15 protein-coding genes and 1 pseudogene are annotated in these 19,881 nt (G+C 68.1%); 9 read left to right on the top strand and 7 right to left on the bottom strand.

Going from position 1 to position 19,881, the window contains the following annotated elements; genetic code table 11:
- Nucleotides 1–562 precede the first annotated feature (562 nt).
- A pseudogene (locus OG758_RS11525) lies at nucleotides 563–730 on the bottom strand (NF041680 family putative transposase); the annotation flags it as partial.
- A gap of 126 nt (nucleotides 731–856) precedes the next feature.
- Nucleotides 857–1,897, bottom strand: coding sequence for a formylglycine-generating enzyme family protein (locus tag OG758_RS11520; RefSeq protein ID WP_326709904.1), 1,041 nt, complete (start codon nucleotides 1,895–1,897; stop codon nucleotides 857–859).
- A gap of 492 nt (nucleotides 1,898–2,389) precedes the next feature.
- Here OG758_RS11520 and OG758_RS11515 point away from each other — a divergent pair, with 492 nt between their 5' ends.
- Nucleotides 2,390–4,759, top strand: coding sequence for an arylsulfatase (locus OG758_RS11515; RefSeq protein WP_326709903.1), 2,370 nt, complete (start codon nucleotides 2,390–2,392; stop codon nucleotides 4,757–4,759).
- 170 nt (nucleotides 4,760–4,929) lie between these two features.
- Here the strand turns inward: OG758_RS11515 and OG758_RS11510 are convergent, their stop codons facing one another.
- Nucleotides 4,930–5,253, bottom strand: a complete 324-nt coding sequence (locus tag OG758_RS11510) for an alpha/beta fold hydrolase (RefSeq protein ID WP_326709902.1) — start codon at nucleotides 5,251–5,253, stop codon at nucleotides 4,930–4,932.
- Nucleotides 5,254–5,412: 159 nt separating this feature from the next.
- Here OG758_RS11510 and OG758_RS11505 point away from each other — a divergent pair, with 159 nt between their 5' ends.
- The 7 genes from OG758_RS11505 to OG758_RS11475 all read left to right on the top strand — a co-directional run bounded on the left by OG758_RS11505 (nucleotide 5,413) and on the right by OG758_RS11475 (nucleotide 14,242).
- Nucleotides 5,413–5,859: an ester cyclase gene (locus OG758_RS11505; protein WP_326709901.1), complete on the top strand. Its 447-nt coding sequence runs from the start codon at nucleotides 5,413–5,415 to the stop codon at nucleotides 5,857–5,859.
- A 184-nt stretch (nucleotides 5,860–6,043) separates the two neighbouring features.
- A complete protein-coding gene (locus OG758_RS11500) occupies nucleotides 6,044–6,268 on the top strand; it encodes a hypothetical protein (protein WP_326709900.1) in 225 nt (74 codons plus the stop codon).
- 221 nt (nucleotides 6,269–6,489) lie between these two features.
- Nucleotides 6,490–8,199 carry an aldehyde dehydrogenase family protein gene (locus tag OG758_RS11495; RefSeq protein ID WP_326709899.1) on the top strand — a complete coding sequence of 570 codons (1,710 nt, stop codon included), beginning with the start codon at nucleotides 6,490–6,492 and terminating at the stop codon, nucleotides 8,197–8,199.
- A gap of 54 nt (nucleotides 8,200–8,253) precedes the next feature.
- A complete protein-coding gene (locus OG758_RS11490) occupies nucleotides 8,254–9,747 on the top strand; it encodes a long-chain-fatty-acid--CoA ligase (protein ID WP_326709898.1) in 1,494 nt (497 codons plus the stop codon).
- An 843-nt stretch (nucleotides 9,748–10,590) separates the two neighbouring features.
- Nucleotides 10,591–11,550 carry a tellurite resistance/C4-dicarboxylate transporter family protein gene (locus OG758_RS11485; protein ID WP_326709897.1) on the top strand — a complete coding sequence of 320 codons (960 nt, stop codon included), beginning with the start codon at nucleotides 10,591–10,593 and terminating at the stop codon, nucleotides 11,548–11,550.
- Between the two features lie 498 nt (nucleotides 11,551–12,048).
- On the top strand, nucleotides 12,049–12,618 hold the full coding sequence (locus OG758_RS11480; RefSeq protein ID WP_326709896.1) for a potassium channel family protein: 570 nt from the start codon (nucleotides 12,049–12,051) through the stop codon (nucleotides 12,616–12,618).
- 259 nt (nucleotides 12,619–12,877) lie between these two features.
- Nucleotides 12,878–14,242: a glutamate decarboxylase gene (locus tag OG758_RS11475; protein WP_326709895.1), complete on the top strand. Its 1,365-nt coding sequence runs from the start codon at nucleotides 12,878–12,880 to the stop codon at nucleotides 14,240–14,242.
- 199 nt (nucleotides 14,243–14,441) lie between these two features.
- Here OG758_RS11475 and OG758_RS11470 read toward each other — a convergent pair whose 3' ends face one another.
- The 3 genes from OG758_RS11470 to OG758_RS11460 form a co-directional block, all read right to left on the bottom strand.
- The gene (locus OG758_RS11470; protein ID WP_326709894.1) at nucleotides 14,442–15,572 is read right to left on the bottom strand and encodes a catalase family protein; all 1,131 of its coding nucleotides are present in this window, start codon (nucleotides 15,570–15,572) and stop codon (nucleotides 14,442–14,444) included.
- Between the two features lie 55 nt (nucleotides 15,573–15,627).
- A complete protein-coding gene (locus tag OG758_RS11465; protein ID WP_326709893.1) occupies nucleotides 15,628–16,980 on the bottom strand; it encodes a Dyp-type peroxidase in 1,353 nt (450 codons plus the stop codon).
- A 118-nt stretch (nucleotides 16,981–17,098) separates the two neighbouring features.
- Nucleotides 17,099–17,752 carry a hypothetical protein gene (locus tag OG758_RS11460; RefSeq protein WP_326715872.1) on the bottom strand — a complete coding sequence of 218 codons (654 nt, stop codon included), beginning with the start codon at nucleotides 17,750–17,752 and terminating at the stop codon, nucleotides 17,099–17,101.
- A gap of 371 nt (nucleotides 17,753–18,123) precedes the next feature.
- Between OG758_RS11460 and OG758_RS11455 the strand changes: the two genes are divergently transcribed.
- Nucleotides 18,124–18,801 (top strand): GAP family protein, encoded by a 678-nt coding sequence (locus OG758_RS11455; protein WP_326709892.1) that lies wholly within the window; start codon nucleotides 18,124–18,126, stop codon nucleotides 18,799–18,801.
- A gap of 300 nt (nucleotides 18,802–19,101) precedes the next feature.
- Here OG758_RS11455 and OG758_RS11450 read toward each other — a convergent pair whose 3' ends face one another.
- Nucleotides 19,102–19,677: a fibronectin type III domain-containing protein gene (locus tag OG758_RS11450; RefSeq protein ID WP_326709891.1), complete on the bottom strand. Its 576-nt coding sequence runs from the start codon at nucleotides 19,675–19,677 to the stop codon at nucleotides 19,102–19,104.
- Nucleotides 19,678–19,881: the final 204 nt, after the last annotated feature.

Below are 19,881 nucleotides of genomic sequence, written 5' to 3'. Positions count from 1 at the left end.
ACTCCCGCTGTGACCGTGGCCACGATTCTCGGACGTCCGGAACAATGCTGCACCCCACCTCTGCTCGCAACCCAAGAAGCCTTGGTGTCGCGTGCATCGGGTCGCCGCGAACTCAGCCGACAAGCGTCTTCGAAGTCCACGTACTCAGCGTCCTCGAACGCATGCGGCGCGTGTCCGGGCGTTCGATAGAGGGGCTGGCCCGCCTCGTGGACCTTCGCCGTCCTTGATCCTCAACGCCACCCGCCCCTTTCGAATGTAACCCCAGTGCGGACACCGGCAAAGGTCGTCAGGCTGTCCGACCAGCGCGGGACCCCATGTCCGCCCTGGTCGGCAGCCGAACGAATGCTGCCGCCATGCCGCCGCCCTCCTGGATGCGGAGGAGTGCGACGGCGTCACTCTCGATCACGATGGGCGTCCCTTCGCGTGTGGGGGGCGCTGGCGCGGTCATGCCGACAACGGTGCCAGCGTCGACGTGATCCACGCTTGTACATAGGTCCGAAATCCGTCCGGCCCGTTGGCCGTCGGAACAAGTGCTCGGCGCCATGGTCGCGGCGGTGCTGGCCAGGGACGGTTCCACCAGCGACCTGACGGGTTTGTCCGCGCACAGCACGGCGTCGGACAGCTCGGACAGGGCATCCGCGCGCCGCGTTGGGCAGGCGTCGAATGCACCCCGGAAGCGTGAGAGTTCAGCGAACCGGTCTTGGTCAACGCCTTCGTGCAGCAGGCTCATCCTCACGGTCTTCGTCCTGGTCGCGTGCGTTCCTGGTCGGAGCGCAGGATCAGGCGTGGGCCGCCATGCCGTGCGGCGGATCCCGCCACGAGTGATCATGTACGACGCCACCTTCGAGGCCAGGCGTCAACGATCAAGCTGATTCATGGCACTGCCTTGCTGCGCGGCACCGGCTGCGGGGCGGACGATGCAGCGGAAGCCGAGGTGGCAGGTGGAGGTGTCGATCGGCTGGGGGAGCCGTGCGGCGGGCCGGTAGCGGCGGCAGTAGTTCGGCGCGCACAGGTGCGAGCCGCCCTTCATCACCTTGCGGGGGATACGCAGCTGGAGCTGACCGGGTTCGACGCTGTCCGCCTCCGCGCCGCCGACCGGGTTGAAGCGTGGCCGTGGTGCGCCGCAGCAGGTCGGCGCGTTGGTCGCGAGGCGCCGGTGGTCGGCGTACCAGTCGGACGTCCACTCCCACACGTTGCCGATCATGTCGTACAGGCCGTAGCCGTTGGCCGGGAAGGCCCCGACCGGCGAGGTGCCGGCATAGCCGTCCAGCTCCAGGTTCTCGTGCGGGAACTGGCCCTGCCAGGTGTTGGCCATGTACCGGCCGCCCGGGGTGAGGTCGTCGCCCCAGGCGAACTCGCTGTCGGGCAGGCCGCCGCGCGCGGCGTACTCCCACTCGGCCTCGGTGGGGATCTGCTTGCCGGCCCACTGCGCGTAGGCGAGCACGTCCGGCCATGCCACGTGGGTCACCGGATGATCGAGCTGGTCGCGTCGCGACGTCCCCGGTCCGCCAGGGTGCCGCCAGTTCGCGCCGGGCACGTACGACCACCACTGGTACGGGTACCTCAGGTCCACCGGATGCGAAGGCGGCGTGAACACTGCCGAAGCCGGCGCCAGCATGGCCGTATCGGCGCCGGGATACGCGGACGGGTCCACGGGTCGCTCGGCGATCGTCCGATAATCGGTGGCCTCGACGAATGCCTGGAACTGGGCGTTGGTGACCGGATGCGGGTCGATCCAGAAGCCGTCGACGCTCACGGCATGGGCCGGGGCTTCCTCGGGGTAGTGGCGGTCCGACCCCATGGTGAACCCGCCACCGGGAATCCACACCATGTCGTCGGGCTGGTTCCGCGGGGTGTGGCCCAGGGGTGGCGTGGTCGCGGTGGGTACGTCACTCATCGGTGTCACCTAGTTGTGCGAGGTTTGCGGAGTTACGAGGATCGGGCCGCGGCCTGCCTTTCCTGCCAACGGCAGGCGGCGGTGTCGAGCTGCCGGGCTCAGCCGCCGATGGGCGACGCGACCGTTGCTGCGGTCACATGCGGACCCTCTAGATACGTAACTGCGAGTTCCGTTAAAGTCCCATCCACGCCAGGGGTCGTCAAGACCCCGCAGGCCGCGGCAGCTGTGATCCGTCACGGCTGCGCTGCACTCACCGCCGGATCGACAGCCTCGCTGCGGCCGTGACCTCCTCGCCGCCCGGCTCCCCATCGGACGGCGCACAAGACCCCACGCGTACACGGGACATGAGCCACTCGCTCGGCCCGCCTCATCTGGCGGCATGCCGGGAGCCGCCGTGTCCCTGCCCACCCATCACGACGGCGCCGGAGACCGGGGCTGTGTGCCCGGACGGCCGTCGCCGTCGCTTCACCGATCCCGGACAGGAGGGGCCCTGTGCCCTCGCATGACGACCTTCCCCGCACCGCCCTGCCCATGCCCGACCGGCCCCGGCCGGGGCTGACCACGTACGACGCCCGGGACCCGGAGACGTCGTTCGAGCCGATCATGCCGCTGCGGCCGCCGGCGGGCGCGCCGAACGTCATGGTGATTCTGCTCGACGACGTGGGCTTCGGCGCGTCCAGCGTGTTCGGCGGCCCGATCGACACCCCGGTCGCGCAGCGGCTGGCCGACGGCGGGCTGCGCTACAACCGGTTCCACACCACCGCGCTGTGCTCGCCGACCCGGCAGGCGCTGCTGACCGGCCGCAACCACCACTCGGTCGGCATGGGCGCCATCACCGAACTGGCCACCTCCGCGCCCGGATACAACACGATCCGGCCCAACACCAAGGCGCCGCTGCCCGAGACGCTGCGGCTCAACGGCTACGCCACCGCACAGTTCGGCAAATGCCACGAGGTGCCGGTGTGGGAGACCAGCCCGGCCGGCCCGTTCGACCGCTGGCCCACCGGCAGCGGCTTCGAGTACTTCTACGGCTTCGTCGGCGGGGAGACCAACCAGTACTACCCCGCGCTGTACGAGGGCACCACCCCGGTGGAGCCCGAGCGCACCCCGGAAGAGGGCTACCACCTCACCGAGGACCTCGCCGACCGCAGCGTGGACTGGATCCGCCGCCAGCACGCGCTGCAGCCCGACCGCCCGTTCTTCCTCTACTTCGCGCCCGGCGCGACCCACGCCCCGCACCATGCCCCCAAGGAGTGGTCCGACCGGTACGCCGGCCGCTTCGACGCCGGCTGGGACGCCCTGCGCGAGGAGATCTTCGAACGGCAGAAGCAGCTCGGCGTGATCCCGGCCGACGCCGAACTGACCGCGTTCAACGCGGAGATCCCGCACTGGGACGAGATGCCCGACGACCTCAAGCCGGTGCTGACTCGTCAGATGGAGGTCTACGCCGGGTTCCTGGCCCACACCGACGCCCAGATCGGCCGACTGGTGCAGACCCTGGATGACCTCGAACTGCTCGACAACACGCTGATCTACTACATCATCGGCGACAACGGCGCCTCGGCCGAGGGCACCCACCACGGCAGCTTCAACGAGACGATCAGCTTCAACGGCCTCAGCGCGCTGGAGTCGACGGAGTTCCTGCGCGCCAAGGTGGACGAGTTCGGTACGCCGTCTGCGTACAACCACTACGCGGTGGGCTGGGCACATGCGATGTGCACGCCGTACCAGTGGACCAAGCAGGCGGCCTCGCACTGGGGCGGCACCCGCAACGGCACCATCGTGCACTGGCCCGCCGGCATCACCGCCCGGGGCGAGGTCCGCGACCAGTTCTCCCACGTCATCGATGTGGCGCCGACCGTTCTGGAGGCCGCCGGGCTGCCCGAGCCCACCACGGTGCACGGGGTCACCCAGGCCCCCATCGAAGGCGTGAGCATGGGCTACTCCTTCGGCGACGCAACTGCGCCCGAGCGGCGCCAGACGCAGTACTTCGAGATCACCGGCAACCGCGGCATCTACCACCGTGGCTGGACCGCGGTCACCAAGCACCGCACGCCCTGGGAGATGGTGGGAGCGAAGCTGGTGGCCTTCGACGACGACGTGTGGGAGCTGTACGGCCCCGACGACTGGACCCAGGCCCGCAACCTCGCCGCCGAGCAGCCCGAGATGCTCCACAAGCTGCAGCGGCTGTGGCTGATCGAGGCGACCAAGCACGGAGTGCTGCCGATGGACGACCGGGCCGCCGAGCGTCTGGACCCCGACCTGGCCGGCCGGCCGCAGCTCATCCGCGGGAATACCCAGGTGCTCTTCCCGGGCATGGGCCACCTCAACGAGAGCTCCGTCATCAACATCAAGAACAAGAGCCACGCTGTTACCGCGCAGGTCGTGGTCCCGGAGGACGGCGCCGAGGGCGTCATCCTCTCCCAGGGCGGCATGGCCGGCGGCTGGAGCCTGTACGTCCGCGGCGGCCGACTGCGCTACTGCTACAACCTGGTGGGTCTGAAGTACTTCTACGTCGGCTCGCAGGACAAGATTCCGGCCGGCGAGCACCAGGTGCGGATGGAGTTCGACTACGCCGGCCCCGGGCTGGCCAAGGGCGGCACCGTCACGCTCCACGTCGACGGCACCGAGGTGGGCCGCGGGCAGCTGCCGGTGACCCAGGCGATGGTGTTCTCCCTGGACGAGACGACCAACGTGGGCCGTGAGTCGGGCTCGCCCGTCACGCCGGAGTACCCGGCACGCGGCAACGACTTCACCGGCCAGATCCGGTGGGTGCAGATCGACGTGGACGCCGCCGCGGCCAATCAGGAACACCTCATCCCGGTTGAGGAGCGCTGGCGGATCGCCATGTCCCGGCAGTGACGGGCCGGCCGTGCGGTGCCGGTGGGCAGGCCAACCGCGGCCGGCTCACCGGCACCGCACGGCCGCAGTCACGCCCCGGCTCGGGTTGCTCGGCGACCCCTGAGGTCGACAGGCCCTCCGCGAGGACGCGGAGGGCCTGCCGACGTGATGGCATCAGGCGGCGCGTGACGTCACGGCTTTGCTGCTGCTGCGATGGTGTCCAGGATGACGGAAGTGATGCGTGCCGGGTCGTCACTCATGGGCATGTGCTCGCAGCCGGGCAGTGTCACGTGTTCGGCCTGGGGAATCCGCTCGCGGGCCAGATCAGCCATGTGCAGGGGCAGGATGCGTTCGCGCTCGCTCCATCCGATGGTGACCGGGACCGTGGGATTGGAGCGGCACTGGTAGTCGCGCCCGAACCTGGCGACCGCCCTGAAACCGGAGCCGTTGCGCAGGGCCAGGACGTCGGCCCATGTCCGCTCCGAGGACCGCTGTTCCGGCTTGTGCACGAGCATGCCGCGGCACCGCATTGATCCAACGGCCAACGGACCGGGCCGATTTTGGACTGAGGTACGAGCGCAGGTCACGTCGGCGCTGGCACCGTTGCCGGCATGACGAAATCGGGAGCGCGTGAGCGCTAAGAGACCCCGATCGAGATTGAGAAGGAGCAGGCGATGGAGTCCAGCAGCATCACCCAGCCCACCACACCCGCGGAGGCAGCACGCTCCTTGTTCGAGCAGATCGGCCGCCACGAACTCGATAACGCCGAGCAGATGTGGAGCCCCGACGCCGTTGACACTTTCGTCGCGGTCGGAGAGTTCCGCGGCTTGGACGCGATCGTAGGCTTCTTCACCGAGCTCCTGGCCGCGTTCCCCGACATGGAGGTCGAGACCGAACGCATCCTGTCCGACGGCTCGTGGACCACAGTCCAGTGGCATGCCAGCGGGACCTTCACCGGGGCGCCTTTCCTCGGCATCGAAGCGACGGGCCGACGGTTTGAAGGGCTGCGGGCTGTCTCGGTCGCCGAGTGGGACGACCAGCTGCGCATCCGCCAGAACACGATCTACTGGGACGGCGCAGACTTCGCCCGGCAGCTCGGCATCCTCCCGCCTACGGAATAGATGACCGCCTACGGTTGCACCGAGACGCTGATCCGCACCGCGCAGTAGTTCCAACGGCCAACGGGCCGACCGGATTTTGGACTGACGCACGAGCGCAGGTCGCTTCGGCGCTGGCACCGTCGGCCGGCCCTGGGCGCTGAGAGCACTCGTACTGCTCGCCCAGGCCGCGCTCACCGACTGGCTGATGCGCCGTGTAGTCGACAGCCGCCGGGCGCGTGGCCGGGTCGGCGGCAGCCTGCTGCTCGGTGCGGCCGCCTGCCTGGCAGTGCCCCTGGTGGACGGGGACGGGGCAAAGACCGCGTTGCTGGTGGTCGGCTTCGGCATGGGTGGATCCTTCGCGAGCGTTGCGTTCACCGTCGTCGCCGAGTTGGCCCCGCCGGCACGGCGCGGCGGCGCCTTATGTACGTGAACGCCGTGGTCACCACCGCGGGCCTGATCGCCCCGGCCGTGGTCGGACAACTGGTCGACAGCTGGGGCGTGTACCAGAGCGCCGTTCTGCTCTCCGGTGTCCTGCTGCAGGCGGGTGTGCGCGGCCTTCACCCTGATCGCCCCGGCTCGCGACACCGCTCGCCTCGACGCTTGACCCACCGACACGCGCCCGACCACCCTTGCTGCCCTAGGAGCCGATCCGTGACCGCCCCTGCCATCGACACCGAACTGCTGAACCGTGCCGTCGCCGAGCTGCGTGAAGGCTCCGCATCGTGGGCCGCGGCCCCGATCGTCGAGCGGATCGCACTGCTGGAGCGGCTGCTGCCGCGAATCGCCGACGGCGCCGCGGAGATGGCCGCGGCCGGAGCCCGCGCCAAGGGCTACGGCCCCGACTCCCCGTGGGCGGCCGAGGACTGGGCCGGCGCCCCGTGGGCGCTCGCCCAGAACGTCAGCGCCTATCTGCATGCGCTGCGTCGGATCGCCGCGGGCAACGAACCGATCGACGCGGGAGCCGTGCACGAGGGGAACGGCCGCACCTGGGTCGACGTCTTCCCCGCTACCGGCTGGGACACCCTGCTGCTCAACGGGTTCACCGCCCAGGTGTGGATGCGCGCGGGCACCAGCGCGCAGCAGGTGCGAGACCGGGCCGCCGGCGAGTACCGCGGGAGGCCCGGACGCCCGGCCGTCGCCCTGGTGTTGGGCGCAGGCAATGTCGCGGCCATCACCGCCCTGGACATCCTGCACAAGCTGTATGTCGAGGGCCAGGTCGTCGTCGCGAAGATGAACCCGGTCAACGCTTACCTCCGGCCGCACTTCGAGCTGGTCTTCGCCGAGTTCGTCGAGCGCGGCTGGCTGCGGTTCGTCGACGGCGGTGCGGCGGCGGGCGGTTATCTCGCCGCGCACGACGGCGTGGACGCCATCCATGTCACCGGCAGCGACCGCACCCACGACGCCATCGTGTGGGGGACCGACGAGCAGGCCGCGCAGCGCCGCCGCGACGACACGCCGCTGATCGGCAAGCCGTTCAGCAGTGAGCTGGGCGGCGTCAGCCCGTGCATCGTGGCCCCCGGGCCGTGGAGCGAGGCGGACTTCCGCTTCCAGGCCGAGCACATCGTGACCAGCAAGATGAACAACTCCGGCCACAACTGCATCGCCAGTCAGATCCTGGTCCTGCCGGCGGAGTGGGACGGTACCGAGCGGCTACTGGAGCAGATCCGGAAGGTGCTGCGTGAGCTGCCGCCGCGCACCGACTACTACCCCGGGGCAGACCAGCGCCTCGGCGCGGTCCTCAAGGCCCACCCCAAAGCCGAGACCCACGGCGACGGCCCCTGCCGGATCCTTGTCCCCGACATCACCGACCACGACGACATGCTGATCACCGACGAGGTCTTCGGCAGCGCACTGGGCGTGGTCCGCCTGCCCGGCGCGACCGCGGCCGAATTCCTGCGCTGCGCCGTCGACTTCGCCAACGACAAGCTCCCCGGCACCCTCGGCGCGACCCTGATCGTCCACCCCAGGACCGAGAAGAACCACCGCTCCGCGGTCGAGGCGGCCGTGGCCGGGCTGCGCTACGGGACCCTCGGCGTCAACTGCTGGTCAGCGGTCGGCTTCCTGCTCGGCTACACCCCCTGGGGCGCCTACCCCGGCCACACCCGCCAGGACATCGGCAGCGGCATCGGCTTCGTCCACAACGCCTTCATGCTCGAGGACATCGAGAAGACCGTGCTGCGTGCACCCTTCGCCCCCGCCCCGCGCGGCCTGATCACCGGCTCCCCGTCACTGTCGCCCCGACCGCCGTACTTCGTCACCAACCGCACCGCCCGGACCACCATCGAACGCGTCACCCGCTTCACCGCCGCACCGGCGATCGCCAAGCTCCCCGCCATCTTCGCCTCCGCACTGCGCGGCTGACCCCGCCCGCACCCCGCCATCCCCGAACCGCCACCGTCAGACGAGAGGCCGAAGTTGAACCTCGCCGACCTTCTCAGCCGTACCGCCGCAGCACACGGCCACCGCACCGCCGTCGAACACGGCGACCACTCGCTTACCTACACCGAACTCGACGCGCTCGCCGGCCGGGTGGCCGCGCTGCTCGCCGCACGCGGTGTCACCCCCGGTGACCGGGTCGGTCTGATGCTGCCCAACCTGCTGGAGTTCCCGGTCCTGTACTACGGCGTGCTGCGCGCCGGCGCCATCGTCGTCCCGATGAACCCCCTCCTCAAGTCGCGCGAAGTCGCCCACTACCTGGGCGACTCGGGCGCGGTGCTGCTGTTCGCCTTCGCCTCGGTCGCGGAGGAGGCCACTGCCGGGGCCAAGGGCACTGCCGCCGACGTAGTGCCTGTCGGGCCCGGCTCGCTCACCCAGCTGCTCGCCGCCCACCCGGTGCCCGCGCCCGAGCAGACCCGCGAGGAGCAGGACACCGCGGTCATCCTCTACACCTCCGGCACCACCGGGGTTCCCAAGGGCGCCGAGCTCACTCACGCCAACCTGGTCCACAACTCCGAGATCATCGCGACGCCACTGCTCCGGCTCAGCCCGGAGGACGTCCTGCTGGGCTGCCTGCCGCTCTTCCATGCCTTCGGCCAGACCTGCGCCATGAACGCCGCAGTGACCAGTGGCGCCCGCCTCACCCTGATGCCCCGCTTCGACCCCATTCTGGCCCTGCAGACCATCCAGCAGCGGCAGGTCACCATCTTCGAGGGCGTGCCGACGATGTACGCCGCCATGCTCGCCGCAGACGCACAGCAGCCCGGAGCCCACGATGCCTCCACCCTGCGGCTGTGCGCCTCCGGTGGCGCCTCGTTGCCCGTCGAGGTCCTGCACGCGTTCGAGGCAGCCTTCGACTGCCCCGTCCTGGAAGGCTTCGGCATGTCCGAGACCTCGCCCGTCGCCTCCTTCAACCACCTGGACCGCCCGCGCAAGGCAGGTTCCATCGGCACCCCGATCGAGGGCATCGAGCTGTGCCTGATCGACGCGAAGGACGGCGTCGGTGAACTCTGCGTCCGGGGCCACAACATCATGAAGGGCTACTGGGGCCGCCCCGAGGCCACCGCCGAGACCATCGTCGACGGCTGGCTGCGCACCGGCGACCTCGCCACCGTCGACGAGGACGGCTACTACTTCATCGTCGACCGGAAGAAGGACCTGGTCATCCGCGGCGGCTACAACGTCTACCCCCGCGAGATCGAAGAGGTCCTCCACGAACACCCCGCTGTCGCCGAAGCCGCCGTGATCGGCATCCCTCACCCCACCCTCGGCGAGGATGTCGCCGCCGTTGTTGCCCTGCACCCCGGCAACGAGGCCACGGCGGACGAGCTACGTGAGTTCGTACGGGCACGCGTCGCTCCCTACAAGTACCCCCGTGATGTCTGGATCCTCGATGCCCTCCCAAAGGGCGCCACCGGGAAGATCCTCAAGCGCGAGATTCCCCGTGTGCTCCCTGAAGACACCCGCCCCTGATGACGTCCGAAGCACGCAACGTGACGTGATATCGGCGCTTGACGGGGTCCGTGCCGACGTTGGGGGTGGTGAAGGGGTTGCCACTGCCCGGGTTCGGGGCGATCCGCTGGTCGGCGAGCGACGGCTCCACCCCACTCGGTGCAGTCCGGAGCCTCCACCGATCTCGGAGCGCTTCACGGCCGGTCAGCTGATGTCGCGACAGGCGTGCGGGGGCTTCTCCTATTCCGCGTGGTTGCTGACCACCGCTTTAGGAGAGAGGCGGGGGCATCCTGTCGTCGGCCTGCGGCTTCATTGCACAAGACAGTGGGAGCGAGCATGCCTCAGTTGCCTCCGCTTTCCGAGTCATGGTCGAAACGGTAGGGCATCCGAACGACGGCGGAGAAAGGCCGTCCGGCTCTGCCGAGACATCAGCTTGGGAATCACGAGCCGTCAGACCCTTCCTGGGGTTCTGACGCGTAAATACCAACACGTATGGGCAAAACCGCAGGTAGCTGATCTCGCCTCCTGCGTTGTCGCCCCGCGACGCCGTGTTGATCAAGGGCTACGGGGTGTCCGGCGTGCCTATTTACCTGCCCCCACGGCGGGTGGCGAAGCCGCCCTGGGTCGCTGACCAGCAATGACGTGACTGGTCGATGGGGTGGGAGGCGAGCCGTCGTGCCCGGCGTTGACCGCTGCCGGCCGGTCCAACTGGCACGGATGTGGCACGTGTCTCGGGCTGCGCGACAACCCCGACCTTGCGCCGTTGTGGGCCGTCGTGGCGACGTGCGCTGGACTGGCGCCCGCTTGCCCGTCGGGCACCGCGTTGCGGTTGCGGCTCCCCCCACCGCCGCGGACTGTGGGGACATGGGTGATCGTGTCCCGGCCAAGGATGGGCTAGCCGGCTGGTGGGTGAAGCTGCCCCCGGGAGCAGGAACAGCGGTGATGGCGACCGGGATTGTCTCCATCGGGCTGCACCTGGTCGGGCAGGAGGCGCTCTCATGGATCCTGCTCGTCCTCGCCGCCATCGTATGGCTCGCCCTCGCCGTCGACTTCGCGCGGCAGCTACTGCGCGAACGGGAACAGTGGGAGATCAAGGCAGCCACGCCGCCCGCGCTGACCGCAGTGGCCGCGACGACCATCCTCGGGACCTGGTTCGCACTACAGGGATGGTCGGGTGTCGCCGTCGCCGCGCTGGTCGTCGCAGTACTGGTCTGGCCGGTGCTGCTGACGGCGGTGGTGCGGCACTGGCGGCGGCGCTTGCCAGGCACGGTGTTCCTGGTGTGTGTCGCGACGCAGGGCCTGGCCGTGCTGGGCGGAACGCTGGCCCTCTCGCTGCCGTCCGGGTGGCTCGCCTGGCCGGCGCTGGGCTGCTTCCTGCTCGGGCTGGCGCTCTACCCGATCGCCTTTCTCCGCTTCGACCTCGGCCAGGTACGGTCCGGCGCGGGCGACCAATGGGTGGCGGGCGGGACGCTGGCGATCTCCGCGCTCGCCGGGTCGAAGTTGATGGCCGTGCCCGCCTGGCGCGGCACCGCTGCACAAGACGCGCTGCGTGCGCTCACTCTGGTCACACTCGCGCTGTCCGCGTGCTGGTACGCCGTCCTCGTCTTCGCCGAGGCACGCTGGCCGCGTCCGCGCTACGACATGAGGCGCTGGGCGACGGTCTTCCCGATGGGCATGACGGCCGTCGCCACCCTGTCCGTCGCCGACGCCGCGGCCGTGGGCTGGCTGCGGACGCCGGGGCAGGTACTGCTCTGGATCGCCGTCGCCGCCTGGGCGATCACGCTGGTCGGGCTGGTCAGGCACTTGGCCACGTACTCGCGGTGACCTGTGCCGGGAGGGCGGCAGGAGGCCCTTCTGGTCACCTCTGGCGCGGCGGTACTCACCAAGCCGCTACACCGACCGCGGAAGTACGTTTGGGCACCCACCTGGCGAGCGACGGGATCAGTGCATGTCCGGCACAGGCCATCGATAGACGACACGGCAGACATCCTCCGGGCGCAGCTGCGTGCAGCAACTTCATCGAGCGGCCCCTCGGCTAGACCCGCCGTCGGGCCAAGGTCATCGACCGCTTCCCCAGTGAGACCACCTGCATCAGCCTGGTCTGGGCCGTCCTCGCGCGGGCTTCCCCATGCCTCCCCGCCGGCCTCCGCTGCCTCCAAGACTTCCGCCGATCCCTGGCCAAACCCCGGACCTCGATCAGGCGAACCGCCGCCGAGCTCAACGGCACATTCACAGACGCCGCGTAATATCCACTCCACGGCACCTTCCTCGTCGAGCTTTTACCGCTCCGAGGATGCGACCGTGTGAACCGGAGGCCGTTAGATGTTTATCCCGAAACCGCTCCGCTCCCTGCCCCCGGCACAGCGGCGACGGCTGGCCTTGTTGGCATTCGTGCGCATCCTGGCCACCTCGCTGGGCTTGGTCGCGTTGTACTACCTCGCCCCGCTGCAGCAACTCGAGGAGTTGTCGGTCCCGGTCCCGGCGTCATTGTCAGTCGCGCTGCTGATCCTTGCCGGAGTCGTGACCTGGGAGGTCATTTCGATCACCCGCGCCGACTACCCCGCCATCCGGGCGGCCGAGGCGCTCTCGGTCACCACACCACTATTCCTGCTGCTGTTCGCCGCAGCGTATTTCATCCTCGCCCAAGATAATCCGGCGAACTTCAGTTCCCACACCCTCACTCGCACCGACACCCTCTACTTCACGGTGTCGACCTTCACCACGGTCGGCTTCGGGGACATCACCGCCACCAGCGAAGCCGCCCACCTGATCGTCACCGTCCAGATGCTGCTCGATCTCCTCGTCCTAGGTCTTGGACTTCGACTTTTCTTCGGAGCAGTCCGGACCGGCGAGAGCCGGCTATCCGATACAGCCACCGACGCCTCCCCGTGAGACCGGGCACCCCGCAATCAGCCAGCAGACGGCACCCCGGCGCGATCTACTGGAACGAGCATTCAAGGGTCGTCGATTGCCGCCTTCGCAGTAAGTAGGCAATCGGCACATTGGCGATTTGCTGAAATTTACCCATGATTGTGACCATGAATTCGTGGGCTGCGACAATATCGACTGATATGGCGGAGGTCACGGCTCGCTGTTCCTCCTCGGCGTGTTCTTCGCCGAGGTACGTTCCGGAACTGTTTGAATCCTCCGCATGACCAAGAGAGACGCTGCGGCCCTGTTCGGCAACCGTTTCCTGACCGTGCCCGCTCCCTCGGAGACCTTCCCCGAGGAAGGCATGACCGCGACGGACGCCATGAGGCTGCTGGATGAGGACCTCGCCATGGAGGGTGACCCGCAGCGTAATCTCGCCACGTTCGTCACCACGTGGATGGAGCCGGAGGCGCAGCGGATCATCGCCGAGAATCTCCACCGCAATTTCATTGACCATGCGGAGTACCCGATTTCCGCCGAGATCGAGCAGCGTTGCGTTCGTATGCTCGCCGACCTCTTCCACGCGCCGGGCAAGACAACCGGTTGTCGGACCCAGGGCTCGTCCGAGGCGATCATGCTCGGGGCGCTGTCGCTGAGATGGAAGTGGCGGGAGCGCCGTCAGGCGGCCAATCTGTCGGTCGACCGGCCCAACCTGGTCTTCGGCGGGGACGTCCACGTCGTGTGGGAGAAGTTCTGCCGCTACTTCGACGTCGAGCCGCGGATCGTGCCGCTTGCCGAGGGCAAGTACACGATCGGCCCGGAGGACGTGGAGCCTCTCCTCGACGAGAACACGATCGGCGTTGTGGCGGTGCTCGGCACCACGTTCACCGGCCACAAGGACGACGTCGTCGGGATCGACAAGCTCCTGCGGGACGTCCGCAAGGAGCGGGACCTCGACATCCCGATCCACGTCGACGGCGCCAGTGGCGCGTTCGTGTGGCCCTTCCTCTACCCGGACTCGAAGTGGGACTTCCGGCTGGAGCAGGTCCGTTCGATCAACGTCTCGGGACACAAGTACGGCCTGGTGTACCCCGGCATTGGCTGGCTGGTCTTTCGCGAGGAGTCCGACCTGCCCAAGGATCTCGTATTCCACGAGAACTACTTGGGCAAGACCGACGCGACGTTCACGCTGAACTTCTCTACCGGCGCGTCGATGGTGCTCGCCCAGTACTACAACTTCGTGCGACTGGGTCGGCAGGGCTACACCTACGTCATGGAGACGATGCAGCAGAACGCCCGCGCACTGGCGGACAACCTGCGGAGCAGCGGCCGCTTCGAAGTGATCGGGAGCGACCTAGAGCAGCTGCCGCTGGTCGCTTTCCGCCTTGCCGGCAAGCACGCCTACGACGAGTCCGACGTCGCCTGGCAACTCTCCGCCGAGCGCGGCTGGATGGTGCCGGCGTACACGCTCCCGCCCAACGCGGAGCGGGTGAAGATCCTGCGTGCGCTGGTCAAGGAGACCCTGAGCCGTGACCAGATCGATCGTCTGACCCAGGACATCGACGACGCGTGCAGCACCTTGGACCACAAGGGCGCGACCCATGAGATCGAGCGGGCCCAGGTCAAGCGCGGCACCGGCTACTGACGCCCGCAACTCTGTCGGGGAGTTGAACCCAAGTCTCTCGTCCGGAACTATCGGCCGCGAGGTCATTGCGGTCCAAGACGCTGCTCGTGGAGTCATCGGCGGCCGTTGATAACCGCTTCGGTTGCGGTGGTTGCGGTACTCCGCTGCTATGCAGCAGGCCTTGTGACCGGGCGGGCGCTTGCCGTCCCAGCCGTCGGCTTCACTGAGTCGGGCCGAGTACCTCGTCGGCGCTGCGGGGCTCCGTGCGCGGCTGTTGGTTGAGCTTGTGGCGCTCGATGGAGGAGTGCCGGTAGACCTCCTTACGGGCCCGCATGATGTTGCCCAGGGGTGCGTGTTCGGCGGTGACCCGCCAGGGCGTGAAGGACAGTGAGTCCATCTTCTCCAGGTTTTCCGGGCCGGAGATGTCCTGCTGCGGCAGCCGCAGTCTGGCCACGGTGACGGACGGCGAGAGCTGCTCGGGCCACTCCACGGTGGTGTCCTCCACCGGCATCCGCTCCAGGTCGGTGCTGAGCTGGACCTGGATGTCGAAGGCGTAGGGCCGCTCCTGCAGTTCGGCCACCAGGGCCGGTCGGAAGACCTCCGCCGCCGAGGTCGGGTCGAGGGTGCGCCGGACCACCGCGGCGGCGAAGGACGGATCGGGGGTGATGCGTACCTTGGCGATGTAGTCCCCGTGCCGGACCGCGCCCATCGTCCAGTAGCTCGACAGCAGGACGTTGGCCGGGGGGATCTTTGACAGGCGCAGGAAGGCCAGGAACTCGTCCCACGCCCAGTTGTCCTGGTCCAGCGTTCCCTTGCCGGTCACGAACTCGGTGAAGAAGCGATGTGCGCCGGGTTTGCCCTGGGAGAAGTAGTCTGGCGCGTCGAGGAACAGTTCCTGGATGAACAGGTAGTGCTCGATTGTGTTGCAGAAGAAGATCGGTGCGTTGATGTTGGCGTAGTCGAATGTGCCTGTGTCCGGTTCGTCTTCCAGCAGGGTCGGGCCGGGGATGTCGAAGATCTTCAGCGCGAGTCCGGTGGCGGCGCCCAGTCGCGCGTCGGCTCCGGCGTGCGGTGAGCCGTTGGAGAAGCGGATGAGTGCGTCGTGGGTTCCCGGGGTCGCGTAGATGCCTTGGGCGTACTCGGGGGGAAGCCCGTCCAGGATCTCCACTTTCCCGCGGACCAGCCCGTAGCCCTTGGCATGGGCGTCGCGGAGGGCCCGGCCGGTGCCACCGGCCGTGACCGACTCGGCGATGTAGCGCTCGGTCTTTTCGATCACCGTCTGCAGGTTCTCGTCGAAGTTCGGCTCACAGATATCGACGTCAGGCGTGTAGGGGACGAACTGTGCTGCCATGACTTCGACCTTTCCTCGAAGACCGTGGTCAGGCCTCAGGGGGCAGGGACTGCCCTCAGTCCTCCAGCTCCGCGATCCAACGCAGGGCGCGCAGACCTGGCAGGAAGCAGTACTCACCGCCGCGGATGACCACGAAGCTGGGCAGGTTTCGCAGGCGGCGCCGGACCGGCTTCTCGGGGATGGTGGCGCTGCCGGTTCCGTCGTGATGCCCGGCTACCGGGTCCTTCTCGCCGGGGTAGCCGATGAAGTTGCCGTCGTTGACCCATTCGGCCTTGATGAACTCGAACTGCCGTTCCAGGTGGGCTCCGATGAACGCTCCGACGAGGCCTCGTTCGGCGCCGTCGTCCTCCAGGACGCCCTCGGGCAGCGGTGGGCCGTAGGTGGTGCCGCGGCGGATGAGGCGGTGCATCCGTGCGTCGCCGATGATCGTGGAGTCGCGGGGGTTGATGCGCCGGATGTGCGCACCGGCGGGGCACCGGAAGCCGCGATCGTCGTTCTCCCGGTACAGGAAGTTGTTGACACGGTGCGGATCGGCCGCCAGCTCCGGATCATCGTGCTCCGGCGCCAGCGTCAGCGGCGCCCCGCTGGGCCAGCGCCCGACCATCTTCGCCGCCAGGAGCGCCTCCTCTTCGGCGCTGGAGCTGTTCGCGCTCAGGTACCGGCGCCAGGCCGCCACATTGGTGTGGACCTTGCGAACGGCCACGTAGGTCCCGTTGCGGCCCAGCACATCAGGGCTGGGCATGGGCGGCAGATTGCCGGTTTCGTCGGGGTAGCCGAGGATGAACTCGCCCGCCTTGATGGGGACTTCCTGCGGGTTCGAGCCGGGCAGCCCGACGCCCTCGATATTCGGATGGCTGATGCCGTCGCGGAAGCCGAAGGTGGTTCGCCCGGTCGGGAGCTGGTGAACATCCTGCTGCCAGATCACCTGGACACCGAGTGTGTCCTCGTAGGCGACGCGCGCCCGCTCGAGCTCCTTGTCCAGCTCCGCCGCATCGGAGGACAGGGCGCTCAACGCGATATGAACTTCGCCCGTTCCGAACGGTGTCTCCCAATGGGCCGGGGCGCTCTCGCCTACGTCACCGATCAGCTCCGCCCGAGCGGCCATGCCCTCACGAAACGCCTGCGGAAAGCTGTCCAGGGACTCCTGGGGCAGCCCCAGGGCCCTCAGTCCCTGGTAGGTGAGCGCCACAGCCACCCAGGCTTCCTGGATCCGGTCCGCACTGGGTAGACCACCCGCGGTCACCGGGAGCAGCCGCCGCAGCAGGGCACGGCCGGCATGGCGGTCATCGACGCGCAGGAAGATGAACTTTCCCTCATAGGGCACGGGCCGTGGACGCAGCGCCCCGCTTTGGACGTCGTCGATCTCGACGCCCACACCGGCTGCGCTGCTGCTGTCCGCCGTGTTCATGATTGCTTGTGCCTCCGCATCGGTCTCTGCCCGGGCAGCGCTGCAACAGCTGGTGCGCACCCGTTGGAGCGGTCCAACGACGTTTGGGTCGGTTCTGAGGGTTGGTTGTGTCCGGGTTCTAGGCCGAGGCTTCCTCCAGCAGCTTCTGGAAGGCCGGCGTGCCTACCAGCTCGGCGTTGGCCGGGTTGTCCAGCATCGCCCGGAACTCGGACGTGTCCAGCACCTCCTCGAACGCCTCGTCCACTCGGTGGTCCTTCCAGATCTGCTGCATGGTCAGATCGGGAGAGGAGGTGATGAAGAGCTCCGCGGGCTCCTGGTGGGCGACGAACCAGTCCTTCGCCCCTGGATCGTGGATGCCAGGGAACCCTTCGCAGTGCGCGAAGATCGTTGCGAAACGGTCCCCCATTACCGTCTTGGCGAAATCATCGATGTAGGTGTCCCAGGAGCCGTCGAAGGAGCTGCAGAACATGAACCGGGTGTCGTTGTCGAAGATCACGTGCCGCCCTTCGTGCAGGGTGCCGATCTCGTGCAGTGCCGCACGGGCCCTCTCGTCATCCTTCCCTCCGGAGAGCGTGGCGAGATCCTTACGCAGTGCATCTGCATGGCCCGGCTTGATCTCGGCGAAGATGGTGAACTCGCTGATCACCCCATCCGTCGTGCCCGGGCGCTTGGGCTGAGCCGGCTGGGCTCCACCTGTCGTCGCAGTCATCGTGTGATTCTCCTGCCACGGATCGGTGCGAGGGTCGCCAAGCGCTCGAACATGAGGCGCCATCGCCCCCACATATCAATCCTCACTGCGAATGTGCTGCCTCGCATCTGCGCCCCTGGGCGTTGTGGTCGCCCGGGGCGGATTCCCGGGAAGCTCCGGCACTGCGGGGTCCAGCTGCCCGGTGCGGCAGGCCAATGCCGGGGTACTCGCGTGTCCCGAGAAACTCCCGAGGACAGATCCGGCCATGCGCAGGAAGATGGAACTGGTGGGACGTGCCGAGTACGTCGTCGTCGCCATTCTCGGGCAGCCACTTCCGCGCAGCCGAAGACAGCGGCGCAGCCGATCGCACAGCAGCCCGGTGCGCAGCCCAGGCCGTCGTGGCGTCCGCTTGCGCCAAGCCTCTGCGCCACCCTGATCCCCACCTGGAGGCAACCATGGGCGCAGTTCTCGGTGACGTGTTGGGTTTTGCGGCCGCTGTCGCGATCAGCCCGCTCCCGATCATCGCAATCATCCTCATACTCGCCACGCCCCGGGGGCGTCTCAACGGACCCCTCTTCACCGTCGGCTGGATCCTGGGACTCTCGGCACTGGGCGCGGTCATGCTGGCAATCGCTTCCCCCGCAGGTGCCTCCGCCCACAATCAACCGGCCACCTGGGTGGGAGCCCTCAAGCTCGCTCTGGGCGTACTCCTCGTCCTCTTCGGCGCCCGGCAATGGCACCGGCGCCCAAAGGATCCCTCACAAGCTCAGTTGCCGAAGTGGATGGGTGCGATCGACCGCCTCACGCCGGTCAAGGTCTTCGGACTCGGACTGGGCCTGGCCGCGCTCAACGCCAAGAATGCCCCGCTGACCATCGCCGCGGCCGCCTCCATCGGCTCAGCAGGGCTGCCGGTCGGGCAGCAGATCGCATCGCTGGCCATCTTCGTCCTGATCGCCACTCTCGGCCTGCTGGCCCCACTGGGAGTCTTCCTGCTCGGGGGAGAGCGAGCGAAGACCACGCTGGGCAACTGGAAAGACTGGGCAGCTCAGCACAACGTCGCCGTGATGGCGGTCCTGTTCTTCGTCCTCGGGCTGAAACTGCTCGGAGACGGCATCTCTATCCTCGCCTCCTGACGGGCTTACTCACGTGTGGCGGTGTGGACCGATCACAGACGCGCAACAGAGAAGGTCGGCGGAGCGGCTTTGGGGCGAGTGATCATAGCCCCTTAAGCTTCCGGAGAGTCGGGCAGTCTGTGAGGCTGAGGTCAACGCACGCGTGGAATAGAGACATCCTTCAGGGTCGGCCCAGGGCCTGCCCGGTCCTCTTTCTGTCGGATGAGCAGGCGGAGAAGCTCATGCCCGGCCCGAAGTAGCCAGCGGTCTGTTCACACAAGGTGTGGGGCTGACGTTATGTCAGCCCCGCTTCGGTCATGTCTACGGTTGAACGCTGGTTCTGGCGGGTGCCGACTCTCTGCCCGCGTCGTCGACGTTGACGATGTAGTAGTTCGTGTATCCGGACAGGGGCTGGGGGTCGACCCAGGAGCCGGAGGGGGCGTAGGGGGTGCCGACGAGGGTCCAGGCCTGCTCGCCGGGGCTGCGGCGGTAGACGTGGTAGTAGTTCGTCATTTCCGAGTTGACGTCCCACCAGAGGTGGGCGGCGCCGTCGATGACCTGGCTTTCGACCAAGGCGGGCGTGGGGCCGACCGGCTCGGGCCGGGTCACGGTCACGGTTTCGGTGTACGCGGAGGCGTTCCCCGCGGCGTCGACGGCCCGGACGCGGTACGAGACGGAGACGCCCGTGGGGGCCGACAGGTCCGTGTGGGCCGTAAAGGACGTGGTGGTGGCCCCCTCGTCCGGATACGGCCGTGTATCGGGATCCGACGAGATCTCGAAGTGGTCCCAGTCACCCGGGGGAGCTGTCCACCGCAGGGTGTTCCCCGCGGTCGTGCCTTGCGCGGTGAGACTCGTCGGTGCTTCGGGCGCGGTCGCGTCGGCCGTGCTCACGTACACGGCTGCGCTGTCGGACAACTCATGGCCGGCCCGGTCGATATGCCGACACTTCCAGCCTCCGTCCAGTGCGACCACCAGGCGACCACCATGCCCTCGGCATGGTCTCTGACCTGGTCATATCCCTTGATAGGGCGCAGCTCTGCAGGCCGCCAGCAGATTCTTCGTCTCCCGGTGGTGCAGCAGTTGCACCCAAGCTGACCAGCG

Source organism: Streptomyces sp. NBC_01474 (genome assembly GCF_035918215.1).
Lineage (GTDB): Bacteria > Actinomycetota > Actinomycetes > Streptomycetales > Streptomycetaceae > Streptomyces > Streptomyces aureus.
This window is presented reverse-complemented; position numbering and strand designations above follow the sequence as displayed.